General features: G+C 69.7%; 14 protein-coding genes. 4 read left to right on the plus strand and 10 right to left on the minus strand.

Translation table 11 applies throughout. From position 1 onward, the window contains the following. Positions 1–49 precede the first annotated feature (49 nt). Together AC0L6Y_RS01395 and AC0L6Y_RS01400 are read left to right on the plus strand one after the other, a co-directional pair. Positions 50–949, plus strand: coding sequence for an ABC transporter ATP-binding protein (locus AC0L6Y_RS01395; RefSeq protein ID WP_473553933.1), 900 nt, complete (start codon positions 50–52; stop codon positions 947–949). Next, a complete protein-coding gene (locus AC0L6Y_RS01400) occupies positions 946–2,538 on the plus strand; it encodes an ABC transporter permease (RefSeq protein ID WP_473553935.1) in 1,593 nt (530 codons plus the stop codon). The genes AC0L6Y_RS01395 and AC0L6Y_RS01400 overlap by 4 nt, the downstream gene beginning before the upstream one ends. Before the next feature lie 251 nt (positions 2,539–2,789). Here the strand turns inward: AC0L6Y_RS01400 and AC0L6Y_RS01405 are convergent, their stop codons facing one another. From AC0L6Y_RS01405 to AC0L6Y_RS01415, 3 genes are all read right to left on the minus strand, one after another. After that, positions 2,790–4,652 (minus strand): GmrSD restriction endonuclease domain-containing protein, encoded by a 1,863-nt coding sequence (locus AC0L6Y_RS01405; RefSeq protein ID WP_473553937.1) that lies wholly within the window; start codon positions 4,650–4,652, stop codon positions 2,790–2,792. Then, on the minus strand, positions 4,606–5,028 hold the full coding sequence (locus AC0L6Y_RS01410) for a DUF262 domain-containing protein (RefSeq protein ID WP_473553939.1): 423 nt from the start codon (positions 5,026–5,028) through the stop codon (positions 4,606–4,608). Before AC0L6Y_RS01410 ends, AC0L6Y_RS01405 begins: the two co-directional genes overlap by 47 nt. Positions 5,029–5,502: 474 nt before the next feature. Beyond that, positions 5,503–5,844: a DUF2200 domain-containing protein gene (locus tag AC0L6Y_RS01415; RefSeq protein ID WP_473553941.1), complete on the minus strand. Its 342-nt coding sequence runs from the start codon at positions 5,842–5,844 to the stop codon at positions 5,503–5,505. Between the two features lie 127 nt (positions 5,845–5,971). On the opposite strand from AC0L6Y_RS01415, the gene AC0L6Y_RS01420 reads away from it, so the two are divergent. Together AC0L6Y_RS01420 and AC0L6Y_RS01425 are read left to right on the plus strand one after the other, a co-directional pair. Next, positions 5,972–6,568: a DUF4956 domain-containing protein gene (locus tag AC0L6Y_RS01420; RefSeq protein WP_473553943.1), complete on the plus strand. Its 597-nt coding sequence runs from the start codon at positions 5,972–5,974 to the stop codon at positions 6,566–6,568. A 3-nt stretch (positions 6,569–6,571) separates the two neighbouring features. Beyond that, positions 6,572–8,134, plus strand: a complete 1,563-nt coding sequence (locus AC0L6Y_RS01425; protein WP_473553945.1) for a carbohydrate-binding domain-containing protein — start codon at positions 6,572–6,574, stop codon at positions 8,132–8,134. Positions 8,135–8,184: 50 nt separating this feature from the next. Here AC0L6Y_RS01425 and AC0L6Y_RS01430 read toward each other — a convergent pair whose 3' ends face one another. The 7 genes from AC0L6Y_RS01430 to AC0L6Y_RS01460 are packed head-to-tail and all read right to left on the minus strand — an operon-like array spanning position 8,185 to position 16,176. Continuing rightward, positions 8,185–9,132 carry a sugar kinase gene (locus AC0L6Y_RS01430; RefSeq protein ID WP_473553947.1) on the minus strand — a complete coding sequence of 316 codons (948 nt, stop codon included), beginning with the start codon at positions 9,130–9,132 and terminating at the stop codon, positions 8,185–8,187. Then, the gene (locus tag AC0L6Y_RS01435) at positions 9,129–9,794 is read right to left on the minus strand and encodes a bifunctional 4-hydroxy-2-oxoglutarate aldolase/2-dehydro-3-deoxy-phosphogluconate aldolase (protein ID WP_473553949.1); all 666 of its coding nucleotides are present in this window, start codon (positions 9,792–9,794) and stop codon (positions 9,129–9,131) included. Before AC0L6Y_RS01435 ends, AC0L6Y_RS01430 begins: the two co-directional genes overlap by 4 nt. Continuing rightward, positions 9,791–11,011 (minus strand): MFS transporter, encoded by a 1,221-nt coding sequence (locus AC0L6Y_RS01440; protein ID WP_473553951.1) that lies wholly within the window; start codon positions 11,009–11,011, stop codon positions 9,791–9,793. Before AC0L6Y_RS01440 ends, AC0L6Y_RS01435 begins: the two co-directional genes overlap by 4 nt. Next, the gene (locus tag AC0L6Y_RS01445; RefSeq protein WP_473553953.1) at positions 11,008–11,634 is read right to left on the minus strand and encodes a DUF624 domain-containing protein; all 627 of its coding nucleotides are present in this window, start codon (positions 11,632–11,634) and stop codon (positions 11,008–11,010) included. The genes AC0L6Y_RS01440 and AC0L6Y_RS01445 overlap by 4 nt, the downstream gene beginning before the upstream one ends. Before the next feature lie 2 nt (positions 11,635–11,636). Continuing rightward, on the minus strand, positions 11,637–13,619 hold the full coding sequence (locus tag AC0L6Y_RS01450) for a DUF4962 domain-containing protein (protein WP_473553955.1): 1,983 nt from the start codon (positions 13,617–13,619) through the stop codon (positions 11,637–11,639). Then, positions 13,616–15,415: a heparinase II/III domain-containing protein gene (locus AC0L6Y_RS01455; protein ID WP_473553957.1), complete on the minus strand. Its 1,800-nt coding sequence runs from the start codon at positions 15,413–15,415 to the stop codon at positions 13,616–13,618. Before AC0L6Y_RS01455 ends, AC0L6Y_RS01450 begins: the two co-directional genes overlap by 4 nt. Beyond that, the gene (locus tag AC0L6Y_RS01460) at positions 15,412–16,176 is read right to left on the minus strand and encodes an SDR family NAD(P)-dependent oxidoreductase (RefSeq protein ID WP_473553959.1); all 765 of its coding nucleotides are present in this window, start codon (positions 16,174–16,176) and stop codon (positions 15,412–15,414) included. The genes AC0L6Y_RS01455 and AC0L6Y_RS01460 overlap by 4 nt, the downstream gene beginning before the upstream one ends. Positions 16,177–16,194 lie beyond the last annotated feature (18 nt).

Raw genomic sequence — 16,194 nt, forward strand, 5'->3', positions numbered from 1 at the left:
ATGCCCCTGCCGGCGCGAGCGGCGGGGCGTGACGGGAGGAGGACAGCCCGTGAATGAGACAGCCGATCCGGTCATCGTCATCGAAGACCTGCACAAGTCCTACGGCAGGTCGCCGGCGCTCACCGGGCTCGATCTCACCGTGCGGCGCGGCGAGGTGATGGGATTCCTCGGGCCGAACGGCGCGGGCAGGTCGACCACGATCCGCGTCCTGCTCGGCCTGCTGAAGGCCGACTCGGGGCGCGTCGAGCTGCTCGGCGGCGACCCGTGGCGCGACGTCGTGGAGCTGCACCGGCGCCTCGCCTACGTGCCGGGCGACGTGGCGCTCTGGCCCGCGATGACCGGCGGGCAGGCGATCGACCTGCTCGGGAAGCTCCGCGGCGGGCTCGACGAGACCCGCCGCGCCGAGCTGATCGAGCGCTTCGACCTTGACCCGAGCAAGCGCGGCCGGCAGTACTCGAAGGGCAACCGGCAGAAGGTCGCCGTCATCGCGGCTCTCGCCTCCCGGGTCGAGCTGCTCATCCTCGACGAGCCGACCAGCGGACTCGACCCGCTGATGGAGGCGGTGTTCCAGCAGGAGATCCGGCGCGAGCGCGAGAACGGCCGCAGCATCCTGCTCTCCAGCCACATCCTCAGCGAGGCGGAGGCGCTCGCCGACCGGATCAGCATCATCCGCGACGGGCGAGTCGTCGAAGTCGGCACGATCGACGCGCTGCGCGCGCACACCGCCTCGACGATCACCGCGACGCTGACGCGGCTTCCGGACAGCCTCAGTGCGCTCGACTTCGTGCACGAGCCTCGCCTCGACGGTCACGTGTTCAGCGCCCGGGTCGACCGTGACCACCTGACCCGCGCCCTCGAACTGCTCACCCCGTTCGGCTTCACCGACCTCACGGTGGCGCCGCCGTCGCTGGAGAGCCTGTTCCTCGAGAAGTACGAGGCGCGCCCGTGAGCAGCCCGGTCGCGGGTTTCCGCCCGCTGCTGGCCGCGTCGCTGAAGCGCGACGCGCGCAACTTCGCGCCGTGGATCGCCCTGATCTCGGTGCTGCCGGCATCCTCCATCGCGCTCTACATCTGGATCTTCCCCGAAGACAGCGCCCGCGAGGAGCTGTCGGTGGCGGTGGGCCTGAACCCCGCGCTGGCGCTGATCTTCGGCACCGCCGGCGACCTGCTCACCGACGAAGGATTCACGGCCTGGCGCTCGCTCGCGCTCGGCTGCTTCTTCGCGTCGCTGATGGCGATCTTCATCGTGGTGCGCAACAGCCGCGCGAGTGAGGACTCCGGTCAAGCCGAGTTGTTCGCCTCCGGGGTGATGGGGCGCGAGGCGCGGCTCGCTGCGGCGGTCGGGCTCGCCGCCATCGCATCCGTGGGTGTCGGGCTCGTCTCGTTCCTGGCCACGATCGCCTTCGGCGCCGACCCCGCCGCGATCGTCGTGCTGAGTCTCACCTACACGGCGAGCGGGTGGATGTTCGCCGGGGTCGCGGCGGTCGCCGCCGAGGTGGCGTCGGAGGCGCGCGCCGCGAACGCGATCGCCGTCACCGTGCTCGGTGCGCTGTTCATCGCGCGCGGCTTCTTCGAGGCGAGCGGGGCGCCGGGGTGGACCGACTGGGCCACGCCGATCGGCTGGATGCAGCAGACCGATCCCGCCGCCGATCGGAACTACGCGCCGTTCCTGCTCGCCCTCGCCTTCACGCTCGTGACGCTGGCGATCGCATTCGCCGTGCACGCGCGTCGCGACTTCGGCGCGGGGCTGATTCCGCCGCGGCCCGGGCCGACGCGCGGACGCCTCACCTCCAACGTGTGGGGGCTCGCGGTGCGGCTCAACCTCGGCTCGATCGTCTCCTGGTGGATCGCGTTCGTGGCGCTCGGACTTGTGTTCGGCTACCTGAGCATCTCGATCGCCGACCTGATCGAGACCGATGCGACCGTGGCGCGGCTGCTCGCGGTCGGCGCCGCCTCCGAGGAGGAGCTGATCTTCCGCTTCATGACGACGCTGCTCGCGCTCGCCGGCATCATCGCCGCCGTCAGCGGGGTGGGCGTCGTGATGCGCGGCTACGCCGACGAGGTCGCCGGCCGGGTCGACCCGATCCTCGCCGGCGCGGTGTCGCGGCCGCGCTACCAGGCGAGCACCGCCGTGGTCGCCTTTCTCACCTCGGGCATCGCGTTCCTGATCGGCGTGGTCGTCATCGGGGTGGTGTCGGCGGGTCTGACCGAGCAGCTGGAGGCGGGGGAGGTCATCCGCCAGGGCCTCGCCACGCTGCCCGCGATGTGGGTGCTCGTCGCGCTCGCGCACGCCGTGGTGGGGGCCGAGCCCTCGCGGCGCATCGCCGGATGGATGGGCACCGTGGCCGCTTTCGGGCTGACGATCCTCGGCCCGATCTTCAACCTGTGGGACTGGATCCTCGGGATCAGCCCGTTCTACCACGTGCCCATCGTCACCTCGGCGGAGGCCGACTTCACCGGCTGGTGGATCGTCGTCGGGGTGCTCGCGCTGCTCACCACGGTCGGCTTCGTCGGCTTCCGCCGCCGCGACCTCGCCTAGCCGGAGTCGCATGCCGTACGGGGATGATCTCTTGGCGATCCGGGTCGGCCCCGCGCGCGGGACTCACACGGGCTCCCTCGCACATCCGCCAGCTCAGGAACGACGACGCGGGGTGCGCGGCCGCGATCGAGTTGTTCACCACCCAGGCCCACGGCTGAATGCCCGCGCGCTCCAGATCCTGTCGCACGCACTCCGCCTCGAGCACCGGGGTCGACTTGGCCAGAGCGACCGGTACACCTTCGTCTACTTCATTACACGTGGGGTTCGAACACGTCATCGGCGGGCATGGAGTTTTGGAACTCTGCGCGGACATCCCGCAGCCTGCGGCCATCGGCGACGGCCCAGAAGTACCACCCATTCGTGGCGTGTCCTCGCAGCAGTCGGCCGGCGGCCGATGGCGACGAGAACCTCTTGCCTCCCAACTCGATCGCCCCGTCCGCAGCCACAGTTGCGACAGTGCCTTTGTGGTCGCGATGTGTCGCGACGAGCGCGTCGCCTGCCTTCAGGAAGCCGGCGTCTATGAGGTGTTTCAACTCGACTCCGTCGCCTGCCTTGGTTTGCGGGTCGAGGACCTTTCCGTGGTGGCCGGGCGGAACAGGCCAAACACGAAGCAGAGACTCGATCAATTCGGAAGTTCGGTCATTGATGAGATCTTCGTCCCACTCATGCTGCTCCGTGCGCTTGATCACGCGCCCAGTCAAGGTGATCGTGTTGTGGTCCTGCAATGCAGACCGTTTGGCAGGCCAAGGGCCGTTCGACACCTTCGAATTAAGAGAAGCGGTGAGGAGCGTCAGGTTCCCGAGTCGGTGGACGTGCGCTTGGCGGACTTCGATCTCGTCGGGAGAGCCGACTGGCCACGTGTCTTTCCAGCTGCGCGGCAGGAGGTGCTCGATCGGATAGCCCTTGCGCTCAATCTGAGGTTGAGCCGTCTCGGCGCGGTAGTGGTCTTCTGAGGCCTCCAAGAACATCCGGAGTCGGCCCCGAGGGAACCGTGTGTAGGCGGACTCCGTGGCCAATGCGCGCCGAAGTTCTTCGTCGCCTGGCCAATACGTGCTCGTCACATTGAGTCGCGCTAGGTGGCCGACCACCCGGTCTGCCAGCTCGAGCGACGGCGAGGTCAGGTTTGCGGCGATGATATCCGCCACGATGCGACCGAGGTCGCTGCTTGTGAGGCGAAGCAGCTGCCGGCGCACTACCCAGCTTTCGGCGGCCCGGATGATGCTGTCCACGGACGCCTGCGGCACGTCTCGTCCTGGTTCGTGCAGCCAGATCAAAAGTGGTTTCAGGACCTCGACGCCGCCGGCCTGCATACGGTAAACCGCCATCTCGGCCGCGTTGAGGCTCCCACCGGGTCGGTTGGCGGCTTCGGCCCAGGCTTCGTATTGTTGCGCCTGCTTTTTGATCACGGGGAGCAGTGCCGCCATCTTGGCGCCCGACTCCAGTTCGACGTAGGACTTGAACCGATTGAATGTCGACTGGGGGCTCACCTCATCACCGGTTCGCGCCACCAGCCACTGATTCAGGAACAATGAACTGCGGCTCACAAAGTTGCGACCGACGCTAACGTCCTTCATCCAGAACTTGGTTTCGAATGGCCAATCTTCACGGTACGCCTTTGCAGTGTCCCCACCCTCTGCTTCAAGACGCTGGAACACGAAGTTTCGCACCAGGTCTGCGGCGGTGAGCGGAGTTCCGCGAGCGTTGAGCGTCTCGAAAATCTCTTGCGAGTTCTCGGCCGCCTCGAGTTCGATGGACACGAGCTGAAGGCCATCGAGCAGGACACTGGTGAGTTCCTTCGCTCGGATGTCGGAGTGGTCCGAACCCTCAGCGCCGAGCCATTGCTCAACGATTGTCGAGAAGTAGGCGTGCGCGGCGACGATCTGGCTGTCTGAGTGGGTGAGATCCGCATGGTCGACAGGCGCCTCGGCAGACATCACCTCATCGAAAGCGACCCGGTCTTTGTTGAGGTGACGGACCTTAAGGCGGCTTTCGCCGTCGTCGATGTAGATGTCGTCATTGTGAGTGAGCCGTTCAAGCTGGCCGGCCAGTCGTGGCTGCCCTTTGCTCTCAAGGAGCGCGCACGTAGCGTCGGCGAGTAGCTGCAACGTCGTCAATCGCTGTTGCCCGTTCGATGACGTTCCAGGTGGTGAGCCGTTTGCTCTGGGCCTCCTGTGACTGGATCACGACTGCGCCGAGGAAGTGCGTGGCATTCAAGTGGGGCTCCGCAATCCGAAGCTCGACGATCCGGCGGATGTCGTTCCAAAGCGGTTCCCACTGCTCTGATTCCTTCCAGACATACGGCCGCTGGAACAACGGGATCACGAAGTTCTGGGGAAGGTTGAACAGTTGCAATGGTGTCCGCTTGAAAGTCTCCACGTCGTTGATCTTTCCGTATCGCATGATCGAATCGGCGACGTTCCGCTTCTGCCGCCGGCCGGTCTGCTCAACCGCTCCGCTCGCGGCACTGCGCCGCCCGTGAATAACCAGCAAATTGCACTAGTGAGCGGGGGTCGTCTCTGCGGTCAGTCCCAACGGACTCGACACTCGCCGTGCAGCGGTGGCGACAGCTTGACCTGCGATCGCCTTGACTTCGGGGTGACTGATGAAGTTGCCGAGGACTTCCCGAGCTTGGGGGACGCTGAGGGCCAGACCCGCACCGACTCCGGCGGGGCCCAAGCCGAGGGTGAGCGAAGCGGTGCTTCGGCGTCGAGCTCCGGCAGCGGATAAGGTGTTTCAGTCGTTGTGGTGTCTGTTGGCTCAGAATGGCCCGCGTCGTCTCTGCAACTGATGTTTGTCTTTGGCATCGAGTTGGCATCTCGCGGCCGATGCCAACATCTGCCACATCGCGCCACTGGCACGATTGCAGTCGTGGGCGAAGATGCTGTGCAGCGCCGGGATGCCGACCATGTTGCCGGTCTTCTCAAATAGGTCGAGCAGGCCGCCCCGGCGCATGCTGGCGGGGCGTTACGCCCGCAGCACCTTCTCCATCTTCTTGCCCTTCGCGACCTCGTCGACGAGCTTGTCGAGGTAGCGGATCTTCTGCATCAGGGGATCGTCGATCTGCTCCACCCGCACCCCGCAGATCACACCCGTGATGAGGCCGGCGTTCGGGTTGAGGTCGGCGTCGGCGAAGAACTCCGCGAACGTGGTCTCGGCGTCGAGGTGGCGGTGCAGCGCGGCCTCGTCGAAGCCGGTGAGCCAGTTGATGACCTCGTCGAGCTCGGCCTGGGTGTGGCCCTTGCGCTCCAGCTTCTGGAGATAGAGCGGGTACACCTTCGCGACGCTCATGTCGAAGATCCGATGCATGGCGACAGGCTAACCCCGTCGCCCGGATCGCGCACGGCAACGCACATCCTCTGCATGCCCCGGTCATAGAAAGCACATAGCGATCCCCGCTGTGATGGCTTCTGTCACCCACCGACAGGAGCACCCCGTGGACATCGTCACCATGATCGCGATCGACATCGCCGCGATCGCCGTACTCGTGTTCGGCCTCTACTTCCCACGCCACCGGCGCAAGGACCTGGTCGTCGCGTTCCTCACCGTGAACGTCGGCGTGCTCGGCGTCGCCCTGGTGCTGAGCAACGCGAGCATCAGCCTCGGCGTCGGCCTCGGCCTGTTCGGGGTGCTGGCCATCATCCGCCTGCGCTCGGCCGTGATCCGTCAGCACGAGATCGCCTACTACTTCGCGGCGCTCGCCCTCGGTCTGCTCGCGGGCTTGGCGACCACCATCGACCCGCTGTTCATCGGCATGATGGGCCTCATCGTGTTCGCCCTGTTCGTCGGCGACCACCCGCGACTGTTCGCCAGCTACCGCATGCAGACCATGCGACTGGACTACGCCGAGACCGACGAGGCCGCGCTCACCGCTGCGCTCGCCGCCACGCTCGGCGCCCGCATCCACCGCGTGACGGTGCAGCACGTCGACTTCTCGAAGAAGTTCACCGACATCGAGGTGCGCTACTCGCTGAACGGCGCCCCGAGCGGCGTCGACCGCCACACCCCCGTCCGCACCCACGAAGGAGCCTGAGCCATGCGCCCCAACAAGTTCACCCTGACCGCCGCCACCAGCACCCTGCTGATCTCGGGCCTGCTGCTCGCCGGCTGCACCGCCGTCGTCGCCGAGACCGAGACCGACACCGCGGTGACCTCCACCGTCTCGAGCCTGGAGGCGGGCCTCGCCGCCACCGAGGTGCTGGAGCAGAACGCCAACGCCACCACCGTGAACGACGACGAGTGGAGCATGACCGGCGCCGTCACGATCACCCTGGCCGGCAGCACCGCCAGCGCCGATGGCGATGGCGTGACGATCGACGGCAGCACCGTGACGATCACCGCCGCGGGCACCTACGTGCTGAGCGGCGAGCTCGACGGGCAGGTCGTCGTCGCGGCCGGCGAGGAGGACGTGGTCGCCCTGGTGCTCGACGGCGCCACGATCACCAGCTCCACCACCGCCGCGATCTCGGTCGAGACCGCCGACGACGTGGTCGTCTCGCTCACCGGCAGCAACACGCTGGCCTCCAGCGGCGACGACGAGGAGGCCAACGCGACGCTGCACAGCGACTCCGACCTCACGATCACCGGCGACGGCTCGCTCACTGTGACGAGCGCCGCGAACGACGGCATCACGAGCACCGACGACCTGGTCGTGCTCTCGGGCACCATCACGGTGACCGCCTTCGATGACGGGCTGCGGGGCAAGGACTCGCTCTCGATCGAAGGCGGCGACATCACCGTCGACGCCGGGGGCGACGCGCTCAAGTCCGACAACGAGGAGGAGGCCGACCGCGGCTACGTGCTCATCACGGGCGGCACCCTCGACCTCACGGCGGGCGACGACGGCATCCAGGCCCAGACCGATCTCGTCATCACCGGCGGCACCACCGTGCTCGGCGCGGCGGACGACGGACTGAAGGCGGAGGCCTACCTGGTCGTCTCCGGCGGCGACACCACCGTCACCGGCTCCTACGAGGGCGTCGAGTCGTACTACATCACCGTCGAGGGCGGCACGCTTGACGTGACCGCGAGCGACGACGGCATGAACGCCACCAGCGGCACCAGCACCACCACCGACGTCGGCGGTGTCGTGGAGGAGGACGACGGCGCGCTGATCCTGATCACCGGCGGCGAGATCACCGTCAACGCGGAAGGCGACGGTCTCGACTCGAACGGGTCGACCCTGATCACCGGCGGCGTCTCGACGATCTTCGGCGCCCAGACGGACCGCGAGGGCGCGCTGGATGCCAACGGCACCATCACCGTCGACGGCGGCACCGTCATCGCGGTCGGCATGCCCGGCATGGCCGAGACGCCCGAGGACCGCTCGGCGCAGGGCTGGTTCACGGCGACGCTCGACCAGGCCTACGGCGCCGGCCAGACCGTGCAGGTGCTCGACGGCAGCGGCACCGTCATCGTCGAGTTCGAGTCGGTGAAGACGTTCCAGTCGGTCGTGCTCTCCGACGCTGCGCTCGAGGACGGCGCCACCTACACGGTGACCGTCGACGGCCAGACCGCGGCGACCGTCACCGAAGGCGTCGCCGCCGCGGGCACCACCCAGGGCGGGGCGGTGCAGGGCGGACGCCCGAGCCGGCCGTAGTCATCCGGCCCATCGCGGCCGCAGCACCCTCGGCGCTGGCCGCCACCGATCTACCGGCTGACCGGTTCGGTGGCGGTCAGCGCCGTCAGCTCGTCGCGGCGCGGCAGGCCCTCCCAGTCGCCCGCCGCCAGGCAGGCGTAGGCTCCGGTGGCGACGGCGGTGCGCAGCCGCCCCTCCAGGTCGAGGCCGGCGAGCGTCTCGGCGAGGTACCCGGCGACGAAGGCATCCCCGGCGCCGACCGTGTCGACGACCGTCACGGGAACCGCGTCGTGGGCGGCGCTCGCGGTCGAGGTCGCCGCGATCGCGCCTTCGGCGCCGAGCTTGATGACCGCCTCACCGGCGCCGAGCGCGAGCAGACGCGCGGCGAGCACGTGCGGGTCGTCGTGCTCGCCGACGGCGATCGCCGCCTCGTCGCTGCCGGCGAACACCACGTCGCACAGCGGCACGATCTTCGAGTAGACCTTCTTGGCCTCCTTCTCCGACCACAGCCGGCTGCGGTAGTTGAGGTCGAAGGAGACGCGCACCCCCGCCTCGCGGGCCGCCGCGATCGCCGCGAACACGGTCGCCCGCAGCGACTCGGAGAGCGCGGCGCTGATGCCGGTGATGTGCAACAGCTCGGCCGAGCGGATCAGCTCCAGGTCGAGGTCGGCGGGTGCGAGCCGCGACCCGGCGTAGCGCTCGCGGTAGTACCAGACGCGGGTCTGCGTCGCGGTGCGGCGCTCCTTCACCATGAGCGCGGTCGCCGCCTCGGTGTCGCGCAGCGCGACCACCTCGAGCCCTTCGGCGCGCAGTTCGCGCTCCACCAGGTCGCCGAGCGAGTCGTCGCCGATCTTGCCGATCCAGCGCACGGGCACGCCGAGCCGGCGCAGTCCGATGGCGACGTTGCTCTCGGCGCCGCCGATGCCAAGCGCGAGGCTCGCGTTGTGCTGCAGGGGGCCGAGCTTCTCGCTCGTCATCAGCGCCATCGTCTCGCCGAGCGTCACCACCCGGGCGTTCATCGGGCGTCCTTCGCCGCGGCCACCGCGTCGCGCGCGCGCACGATGCGCTGATCGAGCTCGCTGAGCGATCCGCCCTTCAGCGCGTCGCCGAGCAGCGGGCCGCCGAGGCTCACCGCGACGGCGCCCGCGCGGATCCACGCGCCGATGTCGTCGAGCCCGACGCCGCCGGAGGGCAGGAACTCGAGCTCCGGGAACGGCCCGCGCAGGTGCCCGCCGTACTGGGCGCCCACGGTCTCGGCGGGGAAGATCTTCACCGCGGTGGCTCCCGCGTTCCAGGCTCCGAACAGCTCGGTCGGGGTGAGGCCGCCGCAGAAGATCGGGGTGCCGCTCGCGACGGCGACGCCGACGACGGCCGGATCGAAGTTGGGGGTCACCAGGTAGTGCGCGCCGGCGGCGATCGCGGCGTGCGCGAGACCCGGATCGGTGACCGTGCCGACGCCGATCTCCGCCTCCGTCCCGAAATCCGCCAGCAGGGACGGCAGCGCGTCGAGGGTGCCGGGCGTGGTGAAGGTCAGCTCGATCGAGCGGACGCCGCCGCCGACGAGGCGCTCCACGACGGGCGCGTAGTCGCTGCCGCTGCGGGCGCGCAGCACAGCGACGATGCCGCTCTCGCGCAGGACGGGGGAGATCGCGGCGCGGGCGGGCGTCGAAGGATCGGTCATGAGGGGTCCCTTTCGGTCGGGCGGGCGAGGGGGCGCGGTCCGAGCAGACGGAACGCGACGGCGACGAGGGTGCCCCAGCCGAGGAACACCCACCAGGGCGCCAGCGAGAGCGGGCCGCCCTTCTCGATCAGCGAGTACAGGGCGCCGCCGCCGGAGCTGCCGATGACCCCGCCGATCGCGTGGGCGAGGCCGAGCACCCCGAAGTAGGAGGCGACCGAGTTGTTGTGGGAGAAGTCGGCGACGACGGCGTTGGCGACCGGCTGGCTGAGCATCTGGCCGATCGTGAAGACGCCCACCCCGGTCAGCAGTCCGGCGAGCGTCGGCCAGAGGCCCATGATGGCGATCCCGGAGCCCATGCAGAAGGCGCCGACGGCGAGGATCGAGCGCGGCGCGAGGGTGCGCGAGGCGAAGCCGGTGAGCGGCAGCATCGTCGACACCATCAGCACGGCCGCCGCCGTGTAGACGACGCCGACGCCGACCGAGCCCGACAGCACCTCGGCCGCGCGGATCGGCACCACGAGGTAGAGCTGCGAGACGAGCACGCTGAGACCGGCCGCCAGCAGGCAGTAGCGCAGGAACGCGCCGTTGCGCAGCACCGCGCGGAATCCGAGCTGCTGCATCGAGCCGCCGGTCGACATGCCGGCGGGCAGGCCGACCACGGTGACGACGAAGGCGGCGAGGAACAGTCCCGCCGAGACCCAGCTGACCAGCCGGAAGTCGAGGCCGGCGAGCAGGCCGCCGAGCATCGGGCCGACGATGAAGCCGAGGTTGGAGACGAGCTCACGTGTGGAGTACACCCGGATCGTGTCGCGACCGGCGGCGAGCGCCGAGTACGCGGCATAGCTCGCCGGATGGAACAGGGCGCCGCCGAGACCGGCGAGCACGGACGCGGCGATCAGCAGCCCGACCGAGTCGACCGAGCCGAGCGCGGCGAAGCCGACGGCGCGAATCAGCACGCCCAGCGCGATCGCGCGCTTGTAGTCGATCCGGTCGGCGATCCAGCCGGCGACCGGCATCATGCCGTTCTGGGATGCGGTGCGCACCGCCGCGATCGCGCCGACCACCGCGATCGTCAGCCCCAGGTTCTGCAGGAAGTGGTAGGCCAGCAGCGGAACCAGCATGTAGAAGCCGACGGCCATCGTGAAGGTGTCGGTGTAGAGGATCCAGAGGGCAGGCGAGGTGCCGTCGAAGAGCCGGGCCCGAGGCAGGCGGCTCACGGCTCGTCGGGGTCGTCGAGCGTCGTGGTCCAGGTGATGAGCGCGAAGTACAGCGGAATCGAGTACCCGAAGAACGGCAGCACGGTCGGCAGCAGCAGGCAGGTCGCCAGGAAGAGGATGGTGAGCGCCAGCAGGAACAGCGACCTCAGGCCCTGCGCCGCGATCAGGTGTCCGCCGAAGAGCAGCCACTCGCGCATCCGTGCCTCTGGCAGCCGCGCCGACGCGGTCGGCACCGCCAGCAGCCCGAGCAGCAGGACGGCGGCAACCGGAATGGCGGCGGCCGCGAATGCGACCGCGAGCGACTGCGCGTTCGTCGTGAGCTGGGCGACGAGGAACACGGCATCGACGGTGAGCAGCATCAGGCTGAGACCCACCACGATCCCGAGCCCGATGCTGCGCCGCCACGTCCGCGCAAACTGACGGAACGTGTTCGTGAAGACGGCATCGTCGCCGTCGAACTTCCAGGCATGGAAGGCGCGGGCCAGCGCGATCAGCGCGGGCAGCAGCGTCACGACACCGAGCCCGAGCAGGAATGCCGCCAGGCCGCCGAGGGCGATGTTCGCCGGGTAGCTGAGTGCGGTCAGGAGCTTGAGCTCCCAGCGGGGCGCGGGTCGTGCCGTCATGGTCACCTCGTTTCGCCTCCGATGCTGACACGTCGCGCGGCGAACCCGGTGCCGCGCACGTCCGCGTCGGCCAGATCGGGGGCCTCGGCGCTCAGGTTCACGGCGACGACCTCGTCGACGCCGTCGCGCGAGATCGTCACGGTGATCGTGTCGCCGACGGTCTCGGCCGACACCTCGGCCTGCTCGGTGTGGTTCCAGGCGCGGGGCTCCAGCACCGTGATGAACCGCGCCGTCGTCGCGGGGGCGCTCGCGCGGGCGAGCGTGTACTGCGCCTTCTCGATCGCGAGCGACGGGGTCGACGAAGTGGGGTTGGCGAAGACCTCGGTGCGCAGCACCTCGCTCATCTCGTGCTCGTCGAGCGCGGTGATCGGCATGGTGGCGCGACCCGCCTCCGCCACCCAGCGGCCGGCGCCGGTCGGCTGCGCGGGGTGCTGCGTCTGCAGCAGCACCGTCCAGGTGCGCTCGGTCGTCGCCTCCAGGTCGTCGACGACGACGAGCACGCCGCGCGGCGTCAGCGTGAGGTGGCGACGCACCTTCGTGACGCCGAGGGCGCGGTCGTACATCTCGCTGGTCTCGCTGACGGCGTGCGTCCAGCCGTCCTGGAGGGTCGTGGTCAGGATGCGCGCCTGGTACTCGTGGGCGAGGTTCTCGAACACGTGGTACCGGTCTTCGTTGACGAAGCCGTTTCCGTCGACGAGCACCGTGTTGTGGTGTCGGGTCATCTTGCGCGAGGAGTAGCCCTCATCGAGCGCCAGGTACGAGTTCTCTCCGATCAGCACGAAGCTGCCGGCGTCGGGGTGGTGATGTCCCGCATTGAGGGTCACCCATCCGGTCTCCGCCTTGATGCGGTGGTGCTCCTCCCACGCCTTGTGGCCGCCGCCGGGGGAGGCCTTGAACGACACCAGGGTCGCGTCCTCCTCCCAGGAGGTGCGTCCCACCACCAGGCCGAGATCGGCGAAGTAGCGGTTCAGCGGAAGCTCTTCGGGGCCCTCGACGGGCGCGGTCGGGTCGAACCAGAGCAGCTCCTGGTAGGCCTCGGCGCGCACGCCCGGCTTCACGCCGCTCTCGTAGGCCTCGCGCCAGAAGAACTCGGCGGCGACCTTGTCGGCCAGCCACTGCGCCTGCGGGATGCGGTACTCGGCCGCGAGCTTGTAGTACATCGCGACCGGGTGGCCGCTGCGCCGGTCGTGGCAGTCGCCGTGGTCGACGATGCGCTCGAAGTCGGGGGCCGACTGGTACAGCCGGTACCAGAAGGTCTCGCGCAGGTAGTCGCTGGTCTCGAACCAGTTGATGCCCTCCGCGTGCTGCAGCACGTCGAGGTAGCTCACCAGCCACGGCACGCCGTAGCGCCAGTAGACGACGCCCTCGTTGTTGGAGCCGTCCTCGGGCAGCATCGCGAGCACGGTCTCGAAGTTGCCCTTGGCGCGCTCGGTCCACTCGCGCGCCGCCGGGTGCTCGGGGGTGAGCACGTAGCCGGCGGTCGCCAGGCCCGCGTAGCAGATCCAGTTGTGGTTCTGCCAGTACGACGACGACCACCAGCCGCCCTCCGTCTCGACGGCGAACTCGTAGAGCCGCTCGCCCTGCAGGATCAGCTTGTCGCGCAGCGCCTCGCGCTCGGCGGGCTCCAGGGCGTCGCCGGCCCAGGCGTAGGCGAGCGAGAAGCCGTGCAGGATCCAGCCGGCATCGAGGTCGTGGTCGGGCAGGTTGGCCTTGCCCCAGTGCGGGAACGACAGCGGCGGCGCCAGCCAGCGGCGCAGCTCGTCGAGATAGTGCTGCTGGCCGGTCAGCCGGTAGGCGAGCGCCAGGTTCGCGGCGGCCGGACCGAAGTAGGTGATCGAGGCGAGCGGGTGCTCCTGCGGCAGCGGGAGCTCGGTGTAGCGCTCGCACTCCTCGATGAGGCGGCGGAACTGCGCGGCGCGCGGGCCGGAGAGTTCGGCGCGCAGGGTCTCTTCGCGGCCATCGAGAAGGAGAAGGGGAGCGCTCATGCGGAGAATGCCTCGATCGTGTGGGTGGTGCCATCGGGAAGGGACAGAGTGACGACCGCCGGGCCGTCCTCGGGAATCGTGATCGTCGCGTCCGCGTCGCCGTCGAGGCGATAGACCGAGACGAAGCAGGCGGTGGTGCCGCGGTGGTGCCAGTCGGCTCCCGCGACGACGCGGGCCGGGTCGTCGGAGGGGGCCCGGGTCGCGACCAGCTCGAACGCGTTCGCACCGGACGCGGCGTGCAGTGCCGACAGGCTGACCCCGGCGTCGTTCGACCACGTGCTGCGCGCCTGCGTCTCGGTCGCGACGACCGCGAGCGAGTGCGAGGGTCGGAAGTTCAGGGCGAAGCGGTGCTCGTCGCCGTCGGCGGCGCTCGCCGTGACGATGTCGACCAGATGCCCGGCGACGAGCGACACGTCGCGGCGGAACAGCACCCCGGGGATCGCGTCCACGGCGTGCGCGACGACGCGACCGGCGGCGGCGTCCCACAGGTCGACGACGGCGGTGCCCTCGGCCTGGTCGCGGCCGTCGACCGTGAGGGTCGGATGCGCGGTCGTCGTTGCGTAGTACTCGCGGCGCAGAGCGCTGCCGTAGGGCGGAACCCCGGGGGCCGGCTGCCACGGCGCGGTGCCGTACAGGTACAGGCCGAGCTTGTCGAGGTGCCCGTGCGCGCCGCCGTGCGGGCCGACGTCGAGGATCGCGGTGAGCTGGTCGCCCTCGTCGCGCAGCACCGCGTAGCCGACCTGGTCGAAGAGCACGGACCCGCGGGACGGGGCCAGCGCGGGCAAAGCGGGGCCCGAGAACCAGCCCGGGAGCATCGACTCGAGCCCGTCGTCGTCGGCGCCGAGCTGCTGGTGCGCGTAGTTCGCGACCGCGTCGAGGCCGGTCTCGACGAAGAGCTGGCCCGAGAGCGCCGCCACCTCGAGCACCTCGCGGTTCATCGGCGCACGGTCGTAGGGTCCGTCGTGCAGCGACGGGAGCTGACCGGAGGGCGCCGCCAGCTCGGCCAGCACCGTCGTCATCGCGCCGAGCGTGGCGCGGACGTCCTCCGGCAGGCTCGCCGGCTCGGCCCCGGCGAGGCCCAGCAGATAGGCGCGCAGCACGAACAGGTGGTAGTAGGTGGACCCCTCCCACTCCCAGCCGTCGCTCGCGATCGCGAGGCGGATGTGGGAGTAGGTGCGGGTGAGCCAGACCGCCTCGGCGGCCTCGTCGCCCGCGCCGCCGGCGGTGAGCGCCCGCGACAGCAGTCGGCCCGCCGCGTTCAGCCACGCGGTGTAGTTGCTCGACTCGTCATCGCGCTCGTCGACGAGGATGACCCGCGCCGACTCGGTCGTCTCCAGCAGTCCGCGCAGCATGGCCGTGATGGCGGCGGCGTCGGCGGCCTGGTTCAGCTCGGCGCCGAGGGCGATCACCGCATCCGCGATCTGCACCGCCCACTGCGCCTCGGTGAGGGCCTGCGAGAACAGCTTGCCCTTGAGCATCCAGGCCTCGCTGCCGTCGTTCCAGCCCGCCCGAACCACCGTGTCGTAGAGCGCGGCGTAGTCCTGCAGGATCACGAGCACCCGGTCGCGGTCGGCCGCGTCGCCGTGGGCGGCGAAGCGGCGCGCGCGCAGCCGGGCCTCGCGGGCCAGCCCCTGGTGCTCGTACACGAGCCACGCGGCCGCGAACTTGCCGCCGCGGAACTCGCACCCGTAGCGACACGGGAAGGTGTCGCCGCGGGCCGTGTCGAGCTCAACGCCGTGGGTGGGGCAGACGTAGTCGTGCCACCACCCGCCGCGCTGCTGGGGAACGGAGCTCATCGGAAGTTCAGTCCGCCATTGATGTCGATGACCTGACCGGTGACGTACGACGACAGGTCGGAGGCGAGGAAGGTCGTGACGCCCGCGACGTCCTCCACGGTGCCCGCGCGACCGAGCGGGATGCCCGCGACGATGCCGGACTGCGCCGCCGCCGGGGTGAAGGTGTTGTGGAACGGGGTGTCGCCGATGAAGCCGGGCGCGAGCGCGTTGACGGTGACCCCCGTCGAGGCGAGCTCCTTGGCGAGGGCGCGCGTGAAGCCGACCACGGCGGCCTTGCTGGCGGCGTAGGCCACCGAACCGGCGCCGCCGCCGTTCTCGGCCGCGAGCGAGGCCATCATGACGAAGCGGCCGTGGGCCGACTGCGTCACGTGGGGGATCGCGGCGCGGGCGACGTAGAAGCCGCTTGCGGCGTTGACGTCCATCACCTTGTGCCAATGCTCGTCGCTCATCTCGGCGATCGTCGCGCGGCCGACCAGGTGGCCGGCGTTGTTGACGACGATGTCCAGGCCGCCCAGGGCCTCCACCGCCGCGTCGACGACCTTCGCGGCCTGCGCGGAGTCGGTGAGGTCACCCTGGATCGCGACGGAGGTGCGGCCGAGACCGGTGATCGTGGCGGCGACCGACTCGGCGGCCTCGGAGCTGTTGGCGTAGTGCACGGCGACGTCGGCGCCAGCTTCGGCCAGGGCCACGGCGATCGCCGCCCCGATTCCCTGTCCGGCTCCGGTGACGAGGGCGCGGCGTCCGGTGAGGTCGATCTGCATGATTTCTCTTTCGTGTGT

The sequence above is a fragment of the Pseudolysinimonas sp. 10J20-29 genome (assembly GCF_055809595.1).